We start from the raw sequence: 15,264 nt of genomic DNA on the forward strand, positions 1-15,264 counted from the left end.
CGCAGTTTGATACCCCATCAGGGCTGAGGGGGTATCAAACTGCGCACGGCTTGTTCCGGGGAAGTTCTTACTCAGGGATCACCCGGACAGCACCCTTGTCCGCGGAGGTCACCATGGAGGCGTAGGCCCGCAGAGCAGCAGAGACCTTGCGCTCGCGCTCCTTGGCGGGCTTCCAGGGCAGTGCACCCTTGGATTCACGACGACGCGCCAACTCGGCGTCGTCCACGTCCACCCTCAGCACACGGTTCTCCACGTCAATCACAATGGGGTCTCCCGTTTGGATCAACGCAATGGCCCCACCTGCTGCGGCTTCCGGGGACATGTGGCCGATGGACAACCCGGAGGTGCCTCCGGAGAACCGACCGTCAGTGATCAGAGCGCACTTCTTCCCCAGGCCCAGGCCCTTGAGATAGGAGGTGGGGTAGAGCATTTCCTGCATACCCGGCCCGCCCTTGGGGCCTTCGTAACGGATCACCACAACGTCTCCCTCCTGCACGTTCTTGGAGAGGATTTCAAACACGGCCTCGTCCTGGGACTCCACCACAAAAGCCCTGCCCTCAAAGTGGAAGAGTTCCGGGTCAATCCCCGCGGTCTTGATGATGGCGCCGTCCTCGGCGATGTTGCCGAACAGCACACACAACCCACCCTCTGCGGTGTAGGCATTCTCCAGATCCCGGATACAGCCCTCAGCAGCGTCCACGTCATGGGATTCGTATTCGTTGGCCTGGGAGAACGCCTGCGTGGTGCGCACTCCACCCGGCGCTGCCAAGAAGAACTGCTTGGCCTCCTCAGTGGCCTTGCCTGAACGAATGTCCCATTCATCCAAAGCTTCACCCATGGTGGGGGCGTGGACGGCGGAGACGGAGTCGTCAAAGAGCCCGGCACGGCGCAACTCCCCCAGAATCGCAGGGATGCCACCGGCGCGGTGCACATGTTCAATGTGGTATTTGGTGGAGTTCGGAGCCACCTTGGCCAGGCACGGCACGCGGCGGGAGAGGGCGTCAATGTCAGACATGCTGAAGTCCACGCCGGCTTCCTGGGCGGCAGCCAGGATGTGCAGCACCGTGTTGGTGGAGCCACCCATGGCAATGTCCAAAGCCATGGCGTTGTTGAATGCCGTCTTGTTGGCAATGGAACGGGGCAGCACGGAGGCGTCGTCGTCGTGGTAGTACTTCTTGGCCGAATCAACGATCCGGCGTCCGGCTTCCAGGAACAGCCGCTTGCGGTTGGCGTGCGTGGCCAGCGTGGTGCCGTTGCCCGGCAGGGACAGGCCCAAGGCTTCGGTCAGGCAGTTCATGGAGTTGGCGGTGAACATCCCGGAGCAGGAACCACACGTGGGGCAGGCGTTTTCTTCGATCAGGGCCAGCTGGGCATCTGTCACGGATTCGTCCACGGCCATGACCATGGCGTCCACCAGATCAACACGGTGCTCCACCACACCTTCAACGCCCTCACCGGATTCCATGGGACCACCGGAGACAAAGATGGTGGGGATGTTCAGGCGCATGGCGGCCATGAGCATGCCGGGGGTGATCTTGTCGCAGTTGGAAATACACACCAGGGCATCCGCACAGTGCGCATTGACCATGTACTCCACCGAGTCGGCAATGATGTCGCGGCTGGGCAGGGAGTAGAGCATACCGTCGTGTCCCATGGCAATACCGTCGTCCACCGCAATGGTGTTGAACTCCTTGGCCACGCCGCCGGCCTCCTGGACGGCTGAGGCCACCAGTTGCCCCATGTCCTTCAAATGCACGTGACCGGGAACAAACTGGGTGAAGGAATTGGCAATGGCCACAATCGGCTTGCCGAAATCCTCGCTCCCCATGCCGGTGGCCCGCCACAGGGCACGGGCTCCCGCCATGTTGCGGCCGGTGGTTGATGTGGCAGAACGCAGCTGCGGCACGGTGACTCCTCAAGCTCCAAGCTCATTCGACTTCTCAGGCAATGCGGAAACCATGGCCAGATTCGCCTTGTTCCGTCATCTTCACACTTCCAGCCCCACACGCCCACAGCAACACTGGCACGAACCTGGACTGCCCGCTAATCTGAGACCAGACATTTGCATTTGAAAATCCGCTCGGAGAGGCACCACCTTGAGCAATCAGAACCCTCCATCCCAGGGTCCGCAACAGCACGATCCCCAACAGAACGACCCTCAACTCCAAGACTCGCAGTACCAGGGACCTCAGTATCAAGCGCCCAAGTACCAGGGCCCACAGGATTCGGGTTATCAGCACGCGGGGCAATCCCAATCCTCTGGGACCTCAGGGAACTCCGGGAGTTCGGGGACTTACGGAGCAACGCCGTACGGCACCGGTTCAACCACGCCGAACGGCCCCAGTCCAGCAACGCCGTCATACAACGGGGCGCCGCAATACGCCCGTCCGCCCCAGTACCAACGTCCCGGCGATCAGCAACCGCAATACATGCCGGCTTCCGGGCCAGGCGTGGGTTCCCCGTACTCACCGCCGCCCGCGCCCGCAAAAGGCAAGCCCCCGCTGTGGGTGGGCATTGTGATCACGTGTTTGGCACCGCTGGTGGCCGTTGTGGGGATCATCCTGGCTTTTGTGATCGGTCAGAGTCAGCTCACCCAGGAGATTGCCGATGCCCAGCCGGGGATTTCCCACGAACTGACCGGCGGCACCGTGCACACCTTGATGGCTCCCCAGTCAGATGCCGTGCTGGCTTCCGACTGCTCGATCTACAACCCGGACTACGATTCCGTCCCCATCACCACCGGCTACGGCACCACAGAGACCCGGCCGGACGGTGAGGTCTACGCAGAAGTTGGTGAGTTCACCACAGATCAGGACGGCACCTACCGCATCCTGTGCAGCACCTCCATGGACACCGTGGCCCTTGAAGGCAATGGCTATTTGTCCATAGGGCTCGGTTCCTTGGCGGCAGTCCTCATTGCCGGCTTGATCGGAGTGGTGGGCATTGCGCTGATCATTGTCAACCGCGTCACCGCCTCCCGCGCACGTCGCGCCACCATGCAGCAGGCCTCCTACCCGCACTACTGATCTACGTTCCCCGTCCCGCCCCCTCCGGCCAGCTCCGGTCACCCGAAAGGACTTGTCATGAGCACTCCCACCAACGGCTCACCCGATCCGCAGGAGCCCAACAACGCTCCCCACCCGGATGGCACCGGGGCTCCCAGCGGTCAAAACTCCCAGGGTTCTGATCTCCCGCGCTACAACCCTCCCGGTTACGCGGGTCAGGACAACGCCGGAGCCACCCGGGACAGCAGCCCGGGTACCACGCGGCGGGGCAGCCCCATGGGTATCAACCCACCGGTCAGCCTCAAAAGATCAAAGGCACCCCGCCACTGTGGCTGGGCATCACCTTGGCCGTGGCAGGACCGGTTCTGGGTGTGATCATCTTGGTGATAGCCGTGGCCACCATGAGTGGCACAGTTCGGGAAATGGCAGATGCTGAGCCGGGCCGGACCCACACCCTGGCAGCCGATCAGGACTACTGGATCATGTCCGGAGACGGCTCCACGTCCCAGGGGTCGTGCTCCGTGTATGACCCCAACATCAATTCCGTTCCCGTGAACGTCAACCCCAACACCAGCGCCTCCACAACTCTGGAAGACCAGACCTGGAACATGGTGGGCACCTTCACCTCAACAGATGCCGGTGAGTACAGCGTGTACTGCTCCGATTTGAGCAGCAGCTCCACCTACGTGGTGGAGGCCAACATGGGTGGAATCGTCGGTGGAGTCTTGGGCATCCTCGGGGCCATCCTGCTGGGTGGTCTGCTGTTCCTGGTGGGCGTGGTGTTGATCATTGTCAACCGGGTGACGGCCTCGCGCCGTCGTCGTGCAGCGGGTATGGGCTGAGCACCGCTAGCCACCCGCGCTGAGTCCTATACCCCCTCCAAGGGGACAGGCGCGGCTCGGTCTGGATAGCATGGATGTCACGACCGAGGGCCGGGTCGACCACACGAGTCGGCTCGGCCCCTTGCATTGCCCACATTGCTCACGTTCTAAGGACCGCTCCCGTGGCCAAGTCCGCCCACCCTCCCAAGGTCGACGACGACGTCGATTTCTCCGTCCCGCTGGCCAAAGCCCAGGACCCTCTGGTGCTGGCCCTGGACGTCGGTTCCACAGCCAGCCGCGGCAGCCTGCACGATGCTCAGGGCATCCCCGTGCGTGGTTACCGGCACAAGGTTCCGCACTCCTTCACCACGGGTAACGATGGCACCAGCATCATTGACCCGGATCAGGTGGTGGAGGAGCTGGGCGCCATCATTGACACCGTGATCGGCTCCCGCAAGGAACTGATCGGCAGGGTCAAAGGGGTGGCCATTGACACTTTCGCCTCCTCTCTGGTGGGGGTGGATGCCAATCGGCACGCCACCAGCCCGTGCTACACGTACGCGGATTCACGCTGCACGCCCCAACTGGCTCAGCTGCGCGCTGAGGTGGATGAATACGAACTCCAGCAGTTGACGGGTGCCCGGCTGCACACCTCCTACCTGGCCCCGCGGCTGCGTTGGCTGCGGGAGGAAGAGCCGGAGATCTTTGCCGCCACCAAACGGTGGATCTCTCTGGGCGAGTACTTCCACATTCGGCTCCTGGGCAAGGCTCGGGCCGGAACCGCAGTGGCAGCGTGGAGCGGCTTGCAGGACCGGAGCACGGGCAACTGGTCTGAGCGCATGTTGGAGCTGGCCGGTATTGACCTGTCCCACCTGTCCTTGATTGCAAGGCCCACCCAGCCCATCTTGGAAGTTCCCTCCGGGATCACCCAGCGGTGGCCTGCGTTGAAGGACGCCAAGTGGTTTGCCCCCATCGCGGACGGCCTGGCCCAGAACGTGGGTGCCGGAGGTCGGGATGCCTCCACCGTGGTGGTGTCCATGTCCACGTCCGGGGCCATGCGCGTCATGTTGCACAGCGCGCCGGAGGAGATTCCTTCCGGGCTGTGGTGCTATCGCGTGGACGACAACCGCCATTTGCTGGGCGGAGCCATCAACGACGTCGGACGGGCCATTGACTGGGCTGGCCACACCTTTGCGCTGCCGGAGGGCACCGAACTGGCCGATGTTGCCACTCAGCCGTATTCGCCCAACACACCCCTGTTCCTGCCGTACCTCACGGGCGAACGCTCCACCGGTTGGGTGGGCGGGGCACAGGCCCACGCCTTGGGGATCACGGCCTCCACCGAGCCGCAAGATCTGGTCCGCGGTGTGATGGAAGGCATTGTGGTGTCCCTGGGCCGGGTGGCAACCCAGTTGAAAGAAACCGCCGGGCATGTTGATCGTCTGGTCACCACGGGCGGGGTGTCACAAAACATTCCCGGAATCCAGCAATTGTTGGCCGATCACCTGGGCCGCGAGACCATCCAGGCCACGTTCAAGCGATCAACGCTGCGCGGCACAGCCGTGATGGCACTGGAGGTTCTGGCGCCGCAAACACAACCCGCTGAGGCCCCGCGCAGTCAGACTTTCAAGCCCAAGGGCAAACACCGCGAGCACTGGGAGCAGTTGGCACAGCGGTATCAGGACGGTTACAGCCAGTTGATCTCCGCATGATCCACGGGCTGGACTCATGCCGCTGACCCGTGAGCAGGTGGTCAGCGCCGCCCTGAAAGTTGCCGGTGACTACGGGCTTGGGGATCTCTCCATGCGCCGCGTGGCCACCGAATTGGGGGTCCAGGCCGGCGCCCTGTACTGGCATGTGGCCAATAAACAGGAACTACTGATTGCGCTGTCCCGTCGAATGCTCGATCCCAACGACGGCGCCGCCCCCTGGCCATCCGACCCCGCCGCCGTACTCGTCGAGTTCCGCGAGCGCCTATTGGCTCTGCGTGACGGGGCGGAAATTGTGGCGGTGGCCCATGCCGATCAACCCGCATGGTTGCCACCGGCCCAACTGCTGACGGCACAGCTGGAGGCCCGTGGGGTCCGTGGCGCGGCTGAGCACGCTCAGAACCTTCTGCGGTGGGTGCTGGGCTCTGTTTTGACTCAGCAAACGGCGGTGGCGTTGGTAGCTGCGGCACCGGCCGGGCATGCGGGACAGGCCTCACCGGCCGGACAGGCCAGACAGACTGGACATGCAGGCCTGGCAGGACAGGCCGCAGCTGCGGCACCGGCAGGACAGGCAAGCCTGGCGGGACAGCCCAGAGGGACTGGGCAGGCCGGACAGGCCGATGACCCGGGCCACCACGCCGGGTCCGGCGTGGTGGCCCGCTTTGATCAAGAGTTCCGCGCAGGCTTGGCGACCTTTCTGCCCACCGGCAGCTGAGTTGCCGTCACGGCTCAGCGATAAAGCAGCAGGGCTTCTCCCTGCCCGCCCCCACCGCACAGGCTCACGGCAGCGCGGCCGCTGCCGCGGCGTTCAAGTTCCAGCGCAGCCGTCAGTGCCAAGCGTGCACCGGACGCCCCGATGGGATGTCCCAGCGCAATGGCACCGCCGTGGATGTTGGTCCGCTCCAACGGGTAGTCAAGATCTTTCAGGGACTGCAAGCTGACGGCGGCAAAAGCCTCATTGATTTCCACAAAATCAAGCTCACTGACGGCCCACCCCGCTTTGTTCACGGCGGTCTCAATGGCTGCTGACGGCTGCGAGTGCAGGGAGTTGTCCGGACCTGCTACTTGACCGGCAGCACCCACCATGGCCAGCCAACTCAAACCGTGTTCCTCCGCCCACTGCCGGGATGCCAGCACCAGGGCCGTTGCGCCGTCGGACAGGGGTGAGGAGTTCCCCGCGGTAATGGTGCCTTCGGCTCCAAAGGCCGGGCGCAAGCCGGCCAGGCTTTCGGCGGTGGCCTCCGGGCGGATGCCTTGATCCGAGTCCACCGTGACCGGTTCCCCCTTGCGCTGCGGGATCTCCAGCGGGGCGATCTCTTGGGCAAACACGCCATCAGCTGCCGCCTTCCCCGCAAGCTGGTGGGAGCGTGCAGCCACCTGATCCTGGGCGTCACGGGTCAGTGCGCGGTCCGCATTGCCCCGCTCGGTCAGGGTTCCCATGGCAATGTTTTCGGTGGCATCCACCAGGCCGTCATGGGCTACGGCATCCACCATGGTGACATCTCCGTAAGCCTTGCCTTTCCGTGAACCAGGCAGAAGGTGCGGTGCGTTGGTCATGGACTCCTGGCCGCCTGCCACCACCACCTGGGCCTCCCCGGCGCGGATCAACCGTGCGGCATCCGTGACCGCCACCAAACCGGACAGGCACACCTTGTTGACGGTCATGGCTGGGACCGTCACGGGCACCCCCGCCTTGACTGCGGACTGCTTGGCGGGGTTCTGACCGCAGCCGGCTTGCACCACGTGACCCATGATCACGTGATCCACGTCCTCTGCGGCCACCCCGGCGCGCTGCAGTGCGTGCTTGATGGCATGCGCCCCAAGGTCGGTGGCTTGCAGGGATGCCAACTGTCCCAGCAGCTTCCCCTGCGGGGTCCGCGCACCATCCAGGACCACCACCTCCGTGGTCTGCCCTGCCACATCATGGCTGTGGTGAGTCTGGTGTTCGCTCGGCGATTCGCTCATGCCGGCTCCTTCCGCACGTCCTTGTGCTGATTGCTGCGTTACGCCCCCAGTTTGGCATCTTCCGCGTAGGCCGTGACAGGATGAGCTGCGTTACCCATCAAGAGCGACTCAGAGACCTGGCTCGTTGACGTCGCAGCAACCATGGACTGACCCTACGGTCAGCTTCCCAAGGTGCTCCCGCCAGGACCGATGGAAAGGACGTGCACTCACGCATGCTGAACACCAATCGCATCCAAACCACTCACGTGGGCTCCCTGCCGCGGACACCTGAACTGCTGGCCGCCAATCAGGCCTACCAGGACGGCACCATCCCCTGGGATGAGTTGGTGACCACCATGGAGCGCAGTGTGGTGGAGATTGTGGCCAAGCAGCGGGAGGTGGGGATCGACGTCGTCAACGACGGCGAATACGGACACACCATGTCCTCTGCCGTGGACTACGGGGCCTGGTGGAACTATTCGTTCTCCCGTTTGGGCGGGCTGACCCCGTCGAACGAGGACCGGTGGGCCACCACGGAAAAACGGCGCTCCACCCCGGGCAACATTGTGTTGACCACGTTCACCGATCGCCGGGACCGGGAGCGTTTCCGGGAGGCATACGAAGATCCGTCGTCGGGAATCCTGACCGCGCGCAAAGCCGTCACCCAACCCAAGATCACGGGACCGTTGACTTACACGGGCCAAGAGGCTGTGGCCACTGACGTGCGCAATCTGAAGTCCGCCATGGAACAGACCGGCGCTCGGCAGGGATTCGTGGCAGCGCTCTCCCCCGGCTCCTGTGCGCGGGTGACCAATGAGTACTACCAGAGCGACGAAGAACTGGTCTACGCCTGCGCAGATGCCATGAAGCAGGAGTACAAGACCATTACGGACGCCGGACTGATTGTTCAGATTGACGATCCCTCCATTGCCGAGTCCTGGGATCAGATCAACCCGGAGCCCACCGTTGCGGATTATCTGAAGTTCATCCAACTGCGCATTGAGGCGCTGAACTACGCACTGGAGGGACTGCCCGCGGACCAGGTGCGCTTCCACCTGTGCTGGGGCTCCTGGCACGGGCCGCACACCACGGACCTGGAGCTCAAACACCTCCTCAAACCACTGTTGTCCATCAATGCCGGCGGCTACTCCTTTGAGGCAGCCAACGTGCGCCATGCCCACGAGTGGAAGTTGTGGGCGCAAGCTGAACTTCCGGAGGACAAGGTGATCATCCCGGGCGTGGTATCCCACTCCACCAACGTGGTGGAGCACCCGGAGCTGGTGGCTGATCGGATTGAGAACTTTGCCAGTGCCGTGGGCCGCGAGCGCGTGATCGCCTCCACCGACTGCGGCTTGGGCGGACGCCTGCATCCGCAGATCGCGTTCGCCAAGCTGGAAGCTCTGACCGCCGGCGCCGCACTGGCCACCACCCGCCTGCACTGACCCACCCACCCACCCCCCATCCCCACCCCACCCCTCTGCTGCCGAGCGTCCGAGTTTGGTCGTTTCCAAGGCCCAGAAACGACCAAACTCGGACGCTCGGCAGCAGAGGAAACAGACCGGAGACCTTCATGCAGCGTTCTACTGACCGAATCCTGACTACTCACGCGGGCTCTCTACCCCGCACCCGTGAACTCATCGACGCCGCCAAAGCCCGCGTTGCCGGCGAGGATTACGACCGCCTCCTGGCCACCGCCGTGAACGATGTGGTGGCGGGACAGCGAGAGGTGGGGATCGACGTCGTCAACGACGGCGAATACGGACACGCCATGGCCGAAGACGTGGACTACGGCGCCTGGTGGCATTACATCTTTGCCCGCTTGGACGGGCTGGCCCCCGGGACGCGGACGCTTGCCGAACAACCCGTACAGCGATCCACTCCGGGCAATGTGAAACTGACCAGCTTTGGTGATCGGCGGGACTGGGGCATTTTTGCGGAGGCCTACCAGGACCCAGCCTCGGGGATATTCACGGGCAAACCTGCACCGTTCCCTGTGTTCAACGGCCCCATCCGGTACGTGGGTCAAGAAGCAGTGTCCCGGGACATCAACAATTTGAAGACGGCCATGGAACGTGTCGGCGCCACGGAAGGCTACTTGGCCGCCCTCTCCCCCGGATCCTGCGCACGCCTGGAGGACGCCTACTACGGCAATGAGGACGCCGTTCTAGAAGCCTGCACCCAGGCCATGCGCGAGGAGTACAAAGCCATTACGGACGCCGGGCTGATTGTGCAGATTGATGATCCCTCCATTGCGGAGAACTGGGACCAGATCAACCCCGAGCCCGCAGTTGAGGATTATGTGGCCTTCACCCGCAAGCGCGTGGATGCCATCAACGCCGCGTTGGAGGGAATCCCCGCTGAGCAGGTGCGCTTCCACCTGTGCTGGGGTTCCTGGCACGGGCCGCACACCACGGACATTGAGTTCCGCCACATTGCCGAACTCATGCTGGAGATCAACGCCGGTGCGTACTCGTTTGAAGCGGCCAACGTGCGCCACGAACATGAGTGGAAGCTGTGGCAGGACCTGGATCTGCCCGCGGAGAAACTGATCATTCCGGGTGTGGTGTCCCACGCGACCAACGTGGTGGAGCACCCGGAGCTTGTGGCCGACCGTATTGAGCGCTTCGCCTCAGCCGTGGGGCCCGAGCGCGTGATTGCCTCCACCGACTGCGGGCTGGGCGGACGCGTTCACCCGCAGATTGCCCAGGCCAAGTTGGAGACCTTGGTGGAGGGCGCCCGGATCGCCAGCTCGCGCTTGTTCTGATGGAGTGAGCGCAGCGCACAGCCCCACCGGGCCGCCGTCGCACCGGCCCGGAAGGCCCACGCGCCCGCCCGCTGCCTCGCCTCCGGGCCCGTCCGCCCCGTGAGAGCACCGGTTGTTGTTGAGATCACCGGCAACAGGGGGTGATCTCAACAACAACCGGTGCTCTCACGAGCTGAGGTGGGGTCGGCGGGGACGGGACGGGAACGACTGCGATTGGGGCTGCCAGCATTCACAAAAGAAAATCGTATCTGATGTGGCAAATAGTGGTGACAGCCGTCACAGCTCAGCTTAGGATGCCGTTAATTGCCGACCAATCGGTAAGTAAATCAGGGCGACCTCGTCCCCGACCTCACGGGAGACTTCCATGAGCACTACGGCGACCTCTGGCTCCAAACAGGGCCATGAGATGACTCGCGAGGAGAAGAAGGTCCTTGCGGGCACGCTGGTTGGCACCACCATCGAGTGGTACGACTTCTTCATCTACGCACAAGCTGCGGCATTCATCCTGGCCACGCACTTCTTCAACCCGTTGGGTGAGGAGAACGCAGCTCTGGGCCAGGTCATTTCCTGGGCCTCACTGGGCATCAGCTTCCTCTTCCGCCCCCTGGGTGCCATTGTGGCCGGGCACGTGGGCGACAAGTTCGGGCGCAAAGTGGTCCTGGTGATCACCCTGGTGGGCATGGGCGGTGCCACCACGCTGATCGGCCTGCTCCCCACCTATGCCACGATCGGTATTTGGGCTCCGATCCTCCTGATGATCCTGCGCATCATGCAGGGTTTCTCCGCAGGTGGCGAGTGGGGTGGTGCTGCCCTGATGGCTGTGGAGCACGCACCGCGGCACAAGCGCGGCCTTTTCGGGGCCTACCCCCAGGTTGGCGTACCGCTGGGCATGCTGCTGGCCACCGGCTTCATGTTCCTCATGACCTCCATGCTGACCCCCGAGCAGTTCGAGTCCTGGGGCTGGCGCGTTCCGTTCCTGTCCTCCGTGGTGCTGATCCTGGTGGGCTACCTGATCCGCATGACCGTTGACGAATCCCCGGTCTTCAAGGAGATGCAGCTGCGCAAGGCCGAGTCCTCCGCCCCGCTGGGTCAGCTGATGAAGAAGCACAAGCGTGAGGTCAGCCTGGCTGCCTTCATCTTTGCCGGCAACAATGCCTTGGGCTACATGGTGATCGCGTTCTTCGCTTCCTACGGCACCAAGGCGCTGGGCATGGAACGCACGGAAACCCTGATCGCCTCCCTGGTGGGCGGTGTGGGCTGGCTGATCTTCACCATGTACGGCGGCTACATCTCCGACCGCATTGGCCGCCGCCTGACCTTCCAGATTGGTTACGCCATTCTGATCCTGTGGTCCATTCCCATGTGGTTCCTGCTGGACACGGCATCCCTGCCCCTGTTCGCCGCAGCCATCTTCCTACTGACCATCGGCCTCGGCCCCTCCTACGGTCCGCAGTCGGCCATGTACGCAGAGATGTTCCCGGCTCGGGTGCGCTACTCGGGCGTGTCCATCGGCTACGCATTCGGAGCGATCATCGGTGGCGCCTTTGCCCCCATGATTGCCCAGCTGATCCTCAACCAGACCGGCCAGGGCTGGATGATCGGCGTCTACATGGCAGCCATCTCCTTGGTGTCCTTCATTGCGGTGTCCATGGTGCGCAAGTCGGACCAGGGCCGTGACCTTCACGTGGAGGAAGTGCACCAGGAGTACCTGGCCGAGCACCCCGAGTTCGCGCAGGAGAATCCCACCGCCGCTCAGATGATCTTGGACGATGGCGCTGCACGTGGCCCGGCCAGCGGTCGTCGTCGTGACAGCTGAGGTGATCTGACCTTCCGCTGACGGCCCAGTGGCCAGTTTGACGGGCCCTGATCGGCTCAGGGGCCACCAAAACTGGCCACTCGGCAACCCTACGGATCACCTCGGCATTGACCCCGGGGCACACCCGTGCCATGTTTATGTGAACGTTCGGTCAGTAATTATTGACGACGACGGCGCCCACCCGCCGCCGTCGTCCAACACACGTTTTGGAGGACTCGTGACCAACAGCCCCACGTTGCCCCAGGCTTTCCTGGTGGGCGGCACCCGCACACCGGTGGGCCGCTACGGCGGTGCGCTCTCCGGCGTGCGCCCCGACGATCTGGCCGCCTTGTGCATCCGGCGCGTGGTCGAGGCAGCTGGCCTGGACCCCGCCGTGGTGGACGAGGTGATCCTGGGCAACGCCAACGGGGCCGGTGAGGAGAACCGCAACGTGGCCCGGATGGCCTGGTTGCTCAACGGGTATCCGGACACAGTTCCCGGGATCACGGTCAACCGACTGTGTGCTTCGGGAATGTCAGCCATCACGCTGGCACAGCAGATGATCGCCTCCGGTGCTGCGGAGATTGTTGTGGCCGGCGGGGTGGAGTCCATGTCCCGCGCTCCGTGGGTCCAGGCCAAGCCGACCACGGCATTCGCCAAGCCAGGTGAGGCTTTTGACACCTCCATCGGGTGGCGATTTGTGAACCCTGCCTTCACCTCCGGGGAGCTGAGCCGCGATGGCAAAATGACCTACTCCATGCCGGAAACTGCTGAAGAAGTGGCCCGCGTGGACAACATTTCCCGCGAAGACTGCGATTCCTTTGCCGCGCAGTCCCATGTGAAGGCCCTGGCAGCCATCCGGGCTGGGAAGTTCGATGCGGAAATAGTGCCCGTGACCGTGCGCGATCGCAAGGGCCGCGAAACCGTGGTGGACACGGATGAAGGCCCGCGGGAGGGTTCCACGCCGGAGGTTCTGGCCAAGCTGCGGCCCGTGGTGGCCGGGGGCTCTGTGGTCACCGCTGGCAACTCGTCGTCGCTGAACGACGGCGCATCGGCCGTGATCGTGGCATCCGAGTCTGCGGTGGAGAAGTACGGGTTGCACGCTCGTGCCCGCGTGGTGCTGGGGGCCTCCGCGGGTTTGGCCCCCGAAATCATGGGGCTGGGGCCTGTGCCTGCCTCCCGGAAAGCGTTGGAGCGGGCGGGCTGGTCCGTGGATGACCTCGGCTCCGTGGAAATCAATGAGGCCTTTGCCTCCCAGTCCTTGGGCTCCATCCGGCGTCTGGGCCTGGACCCTGAAATCGTCAACCGCTGGGGTGGGGCCATAGCCCTGGGCCATCCGCTGGGTTCCTCCGGTTCTCGTATAGCCATCACCTTGATGAACCGCATGGAGGATGAGGGCACCGAACGCGGACTGGCCACCATGTGCATTGGCGTGGGCCAAGGTGCCGCTCTCCTGCTGGAAAGGGTGTGATCCTTCCGTGGCCAGCACTTTCAGCGATTTCACGGCCATTGCCGTCACCGAATCCACGGACCGCATGACCGTGGTGCTCAACCGCCCCGAGGTCCGCAATGCCATTGACGCCACCATGGTGGAGGAACTGCACGCGGTGTGCGCTCACCTGGAGCTGGATCCCAAGATCCTGATTCTCACCGGCACCACGGTGGGTGGGCGCGGGATCTTTGCCTCCGGTGCAGACATTGCCCAGCTACGCGAACGACGACGCACCGATGCCCTGCGCGGGGTCAACTCTCGGTTGTTCGATCGCATTGCCAAGTTGCCCATGCCGGTGATCGCCGCCCTGGACGGTTACGCCCTGGGCGGTGGGGCCGAACTGGCCTGGGCTGCGGACTTTCGGTTGGGGACGCCGTCGTTGAAAATCGGCCAGCCCGAAACTGGGCTGGGCATCATTGCCGCCGCGGGTGCCCTGTGGCGGATCAAGGAACTGGCAGGGGAAGCCGTGGCCAAGGAAATCCTGCTGGCCGGGCGCATCCTGAGTGCGGAGGAAGCTCTGGCGGCGGGACTGATCTCCGAGATTCACGAGCCCGCAGATCTGCTGGCAGGGGCACATGCTCTGGCCGACCGCATCGGCCAACAAGACCCCCTGGCGGTGCAGATCAGCAAACGGGTTTTCACCATGCCCCGGGAGGCGCACCCCGCCGTGGACGAACTGGCTCAGGCCATCCTCTTTGAGTCAGAGGCCAAGTTTGAGCGCATGCAAGCCTTCCTGGACCGTAAGAAGAAGTAACCCCTTCCATCCGGCACTGCTGCCGGACCCACACCGTGAGGAAGACGTCATGACTGAAGAACACCAACGCCGCGCATCCACGAACGCCACCGTTCCAGCCAAGGTGGGAGTTCTGGGTGGTGGGCGGATGGGCGCAGGCATTGCCCACGGGTTCTTGATTGCGGGGGCAGAGGTGGTCGTCGTCGAAGTTTCGGCACAGGCTACGGAAGCCGCCAAGGCAAGAATTGAGGCTGACTTGGCCAAATCCTTGGAACGCGGCAAAGTTGATGGCAACCTGGACGAGTGGACGCAGCGCCTGACGGTGAGCGTTGACTACTCGGCCTTCCGCCCGTGCCAACTGGTGGTGGAAGCCGTGCCGGAACTGTGGGACCTGAAAGTCGAAAGCCTGAAGAGGATCGAGGAGAACATTGATGCCTCAGCATGGTTGGCCTCGAACACGTCGTCGCTTTCCATCGACGGCTTGGCCGGCGAGCTTCAACGGCCCCAGCGTTTTTGCGGTCTGCACTTTTTCAACCCCGTGCCGGCCTCCAAGCTGGTGGAGGTGGTCCTGGGCGAGCAGACCTCCCAAGAACTTGCATCCCTTGCGTTGAGTTGGGTGGCCGGACTTGGCAAAACGCCGGTGACAGTGCAGGACGCTCCCGGCTTTGCCTCGTCCCGCCTGGGGGTGGCCATCGCCCTGGAGGCCATTCGCATGGTGGAGGAAGGCGTGGCAGCCCCAGAGGACATCGACAACGCCATGGTCCTGGGCTACAAATTCCCCGTGGGACCGCTGGCCCTGACGGACATGGTGGGTCTGGACGTGCGCCTGGGCATTGCCGAATACCTGGCGTCCGAGCTCGGTGAACGTTTTGAACCCCCGCAGCTCATGCGGGACATGGTGGCGCGCGGTGAATTGGGCCGGAAGTCCGGAAAGGGCTTCTACGACTACTGACCCCTGCCCGCCACCGCCCAGATCACCGTTTGTTGTTGAGATCACCCCC

At 63.7% G+C, this 15,264-nt stretch carries 13 protein-coding genes and 1 riboswitch; of the genes, 11 read left to right on the forward strand and 2 right to left on the reverse strand.

The window, feature by feature from the left end:
- Positions 1-67 precede the first annotated feature (67 nt).
- A complete protein-coding gene (gene ilvD / locus Q4G32_RS13555; RefSeq protein WP_303352232.1) occupies positions 68-1,906 on the reverse strand; it encodes a dihydroxy-acid dehydratase in 1,839 nt (612 codons plus the stop codon).
- A 190-nt stretch (positions 1,907-2,096) separates the two neighbouring features.
- On the opposite strand from ilvD, the gene Q4G32_RS13560 reads away from it, so the two are divergent.
- From Q4G32_RS13560 to Q4G32_RS13580, 5 genes are all read left to right on the forward strand, one after another.
- On the forward strand, positions 2,097-3,026 hold the full coding sequence (locus Q4G32_RS13560) for a hypothetical protein (protein ID WP_303352233.1): 930 nt from the start codon (positions 2,097-2,099) through the stop codon (positions 3,024-3,026).
- 57 nt (positions 3,027-3,083) lie between these two features.
- Positions 3,084-3,380: a hypothetical protein gene (locus tag Q4G32_RS13565; RefSeq protein WP_303352234.1), complete on the forward strand. Its 297-nt coding sequence runs from the start codon at positions 3,084-3,086 to the stop codon at positions 3,378-3,380.
- Positions 3,356-3,847: a hypothetical protein gene (locus tag Q4G32_RS13570; RefSeq protein WP_303352235.1), complete on the forward strand. Its 492-nt coding sequence runs from the start codon at positions 3,356-3,358 to the stop codon at positions 3,845-3,847. Before Q4G32_RS13565 ends, Q4G32_RS13570 begins: the two co-directional genes overlap by 25 nt.
- Positions 3,848-4,008: 161 nt before the next feature.
- Positions 4,009-5,538, forward strand: a complete 1,530-nt coding sequence (locus Q4G32_RS13575; protein ID WP_303352237.1) for a gluconokinase — start codon at positions 4,009-4,011, stop codon at positions 5,536-5,538.
- A gap of 16 nt (positions 5,539-5,554) precedes the next feature.
- On the forward strand, positions 5,555-6,250 hold the full coding sequence (locus Q4G32_RS13580; protein ID WP_303352238.1) for a TetR family transcriptional regulator: 696 nt from the start codon (positions 5,555-5,557) through the stop codon (positions 6,248-6,250).
- A gap of 14 nt (positions 6,251-6,264) precedes the next feature.
- On the opposite strand, the gene Q4G32_RS13585 is transcribed toward Q4G32_RS13580, so the two are convergent.
- Positions 6,265-7,500: an acetyl-CoA C-acetyltransferase gene (locus Q4G32_RS13585; RefSeq protein WP_303352239.1), complete on the reverse strand. Its 1,236-nt coding sequence runs from the start codon at positions 7,498-7,500 to the stop codon at positions 6,265-6,267.
- A 91-nt stretch (positions 7,501-7,591) separates the two neighbouring features.
- A riboswitch (SAM riboswitch) is annotated at positions 7,592-7,696 on the forward strand.
- Between the two features lie 16 nt (positions 7,697-7,712).
- On the opposite strand from Q4G32_RS13585, the gene Q4G32_RS13590 reads away from it, so the two are divergent.
- From Q4G32_RS13590 to Q4G32_RS13615, 6 genes are all read left to right on the forward strand, one after another.
- Positions 7,713-8,921 carry a cobalamin-independent methionine synthase II family protein gene (locus Q4G32_RS13590; RefSeq protein WP_303352240.1) on the forward strand — a complete coding sequence of 403 codons (1,209 nt, stop codon included), beginning with the start codon at positions 7,713-7,715 and terminating at the stop codon, positions 8,919-8,921.
- A 128-nt stretch (positions 8,922-9,049) separates the two neighbouring features.
- Positions 9,050-10,243: a cobalamin-independent methionine synthase II family protein gene (locus Q4G32_RS13595; protein WP_303352241.1), complete on the forward strand. Its 1,194-nt coding sequence runs from the start codon at positions 9,050-9,052 to the stop codon at positions 10,241-10,243.
- A gap of 364 nt (positions 10,244-10,607) precedes the next feature.
- Positions 10,608-12,059, forward strand: coding sequence for an MFS transporter (locus tag Q4G32_RS13600; RefSeq protein ID WP_303352242.1), 1,452 nt, complete (start codon positions 10,608-10,610; stop codon positions 12,057-12,059).
- 235 nt (positions 12,060-12,294) lie between these two features.
- The gene (locus Q4G32_RS13605; protein WP_303352246.1) at positions 12,295-13,509 is read left to right on the forward strand and encodes a thiolase family protein; all 1,215 of its coding nucleotides are present in this window, start codon (positions 12,295-12,297) and stop codon (positions 13,507-13,509) included.
- A gap of 64 nt (positions 13,510-13,573) precedes the next feature.
- Entirely contained in the window at positions 13,574-14,284 is a 711-nt protein-coding gene (locus Q4G32_RS13610; protein ID WP_303352248.1) for an enoyl-CoA hydratase/isomerase family protein, read from the forward strand.
- Between the two features lie 49 nt (positions 14,285-14,333).
- Complete coding sequence (locus tag Q4G32_RS13615) at positions 14,334-15,215, forward strand: 3-hydroxyacyl-CoA dehydrogenase family protein (protein WP_303352244.1); 882 nt, start codon at positions 14,334-14,336, stop codon at positions 15,213-15,215.
- Positions 15,216-15,264 lie beyond the last annotated feature (49 nt).

Source organism: Kocuria sp. (assembly GCF_030538595.1).
Taxonomy (GTDB): domain Bacteria; phylum Actinomycetota; class Actinomycetes; order Actinomycetales; family Micrococcaceae; genus Kocuria.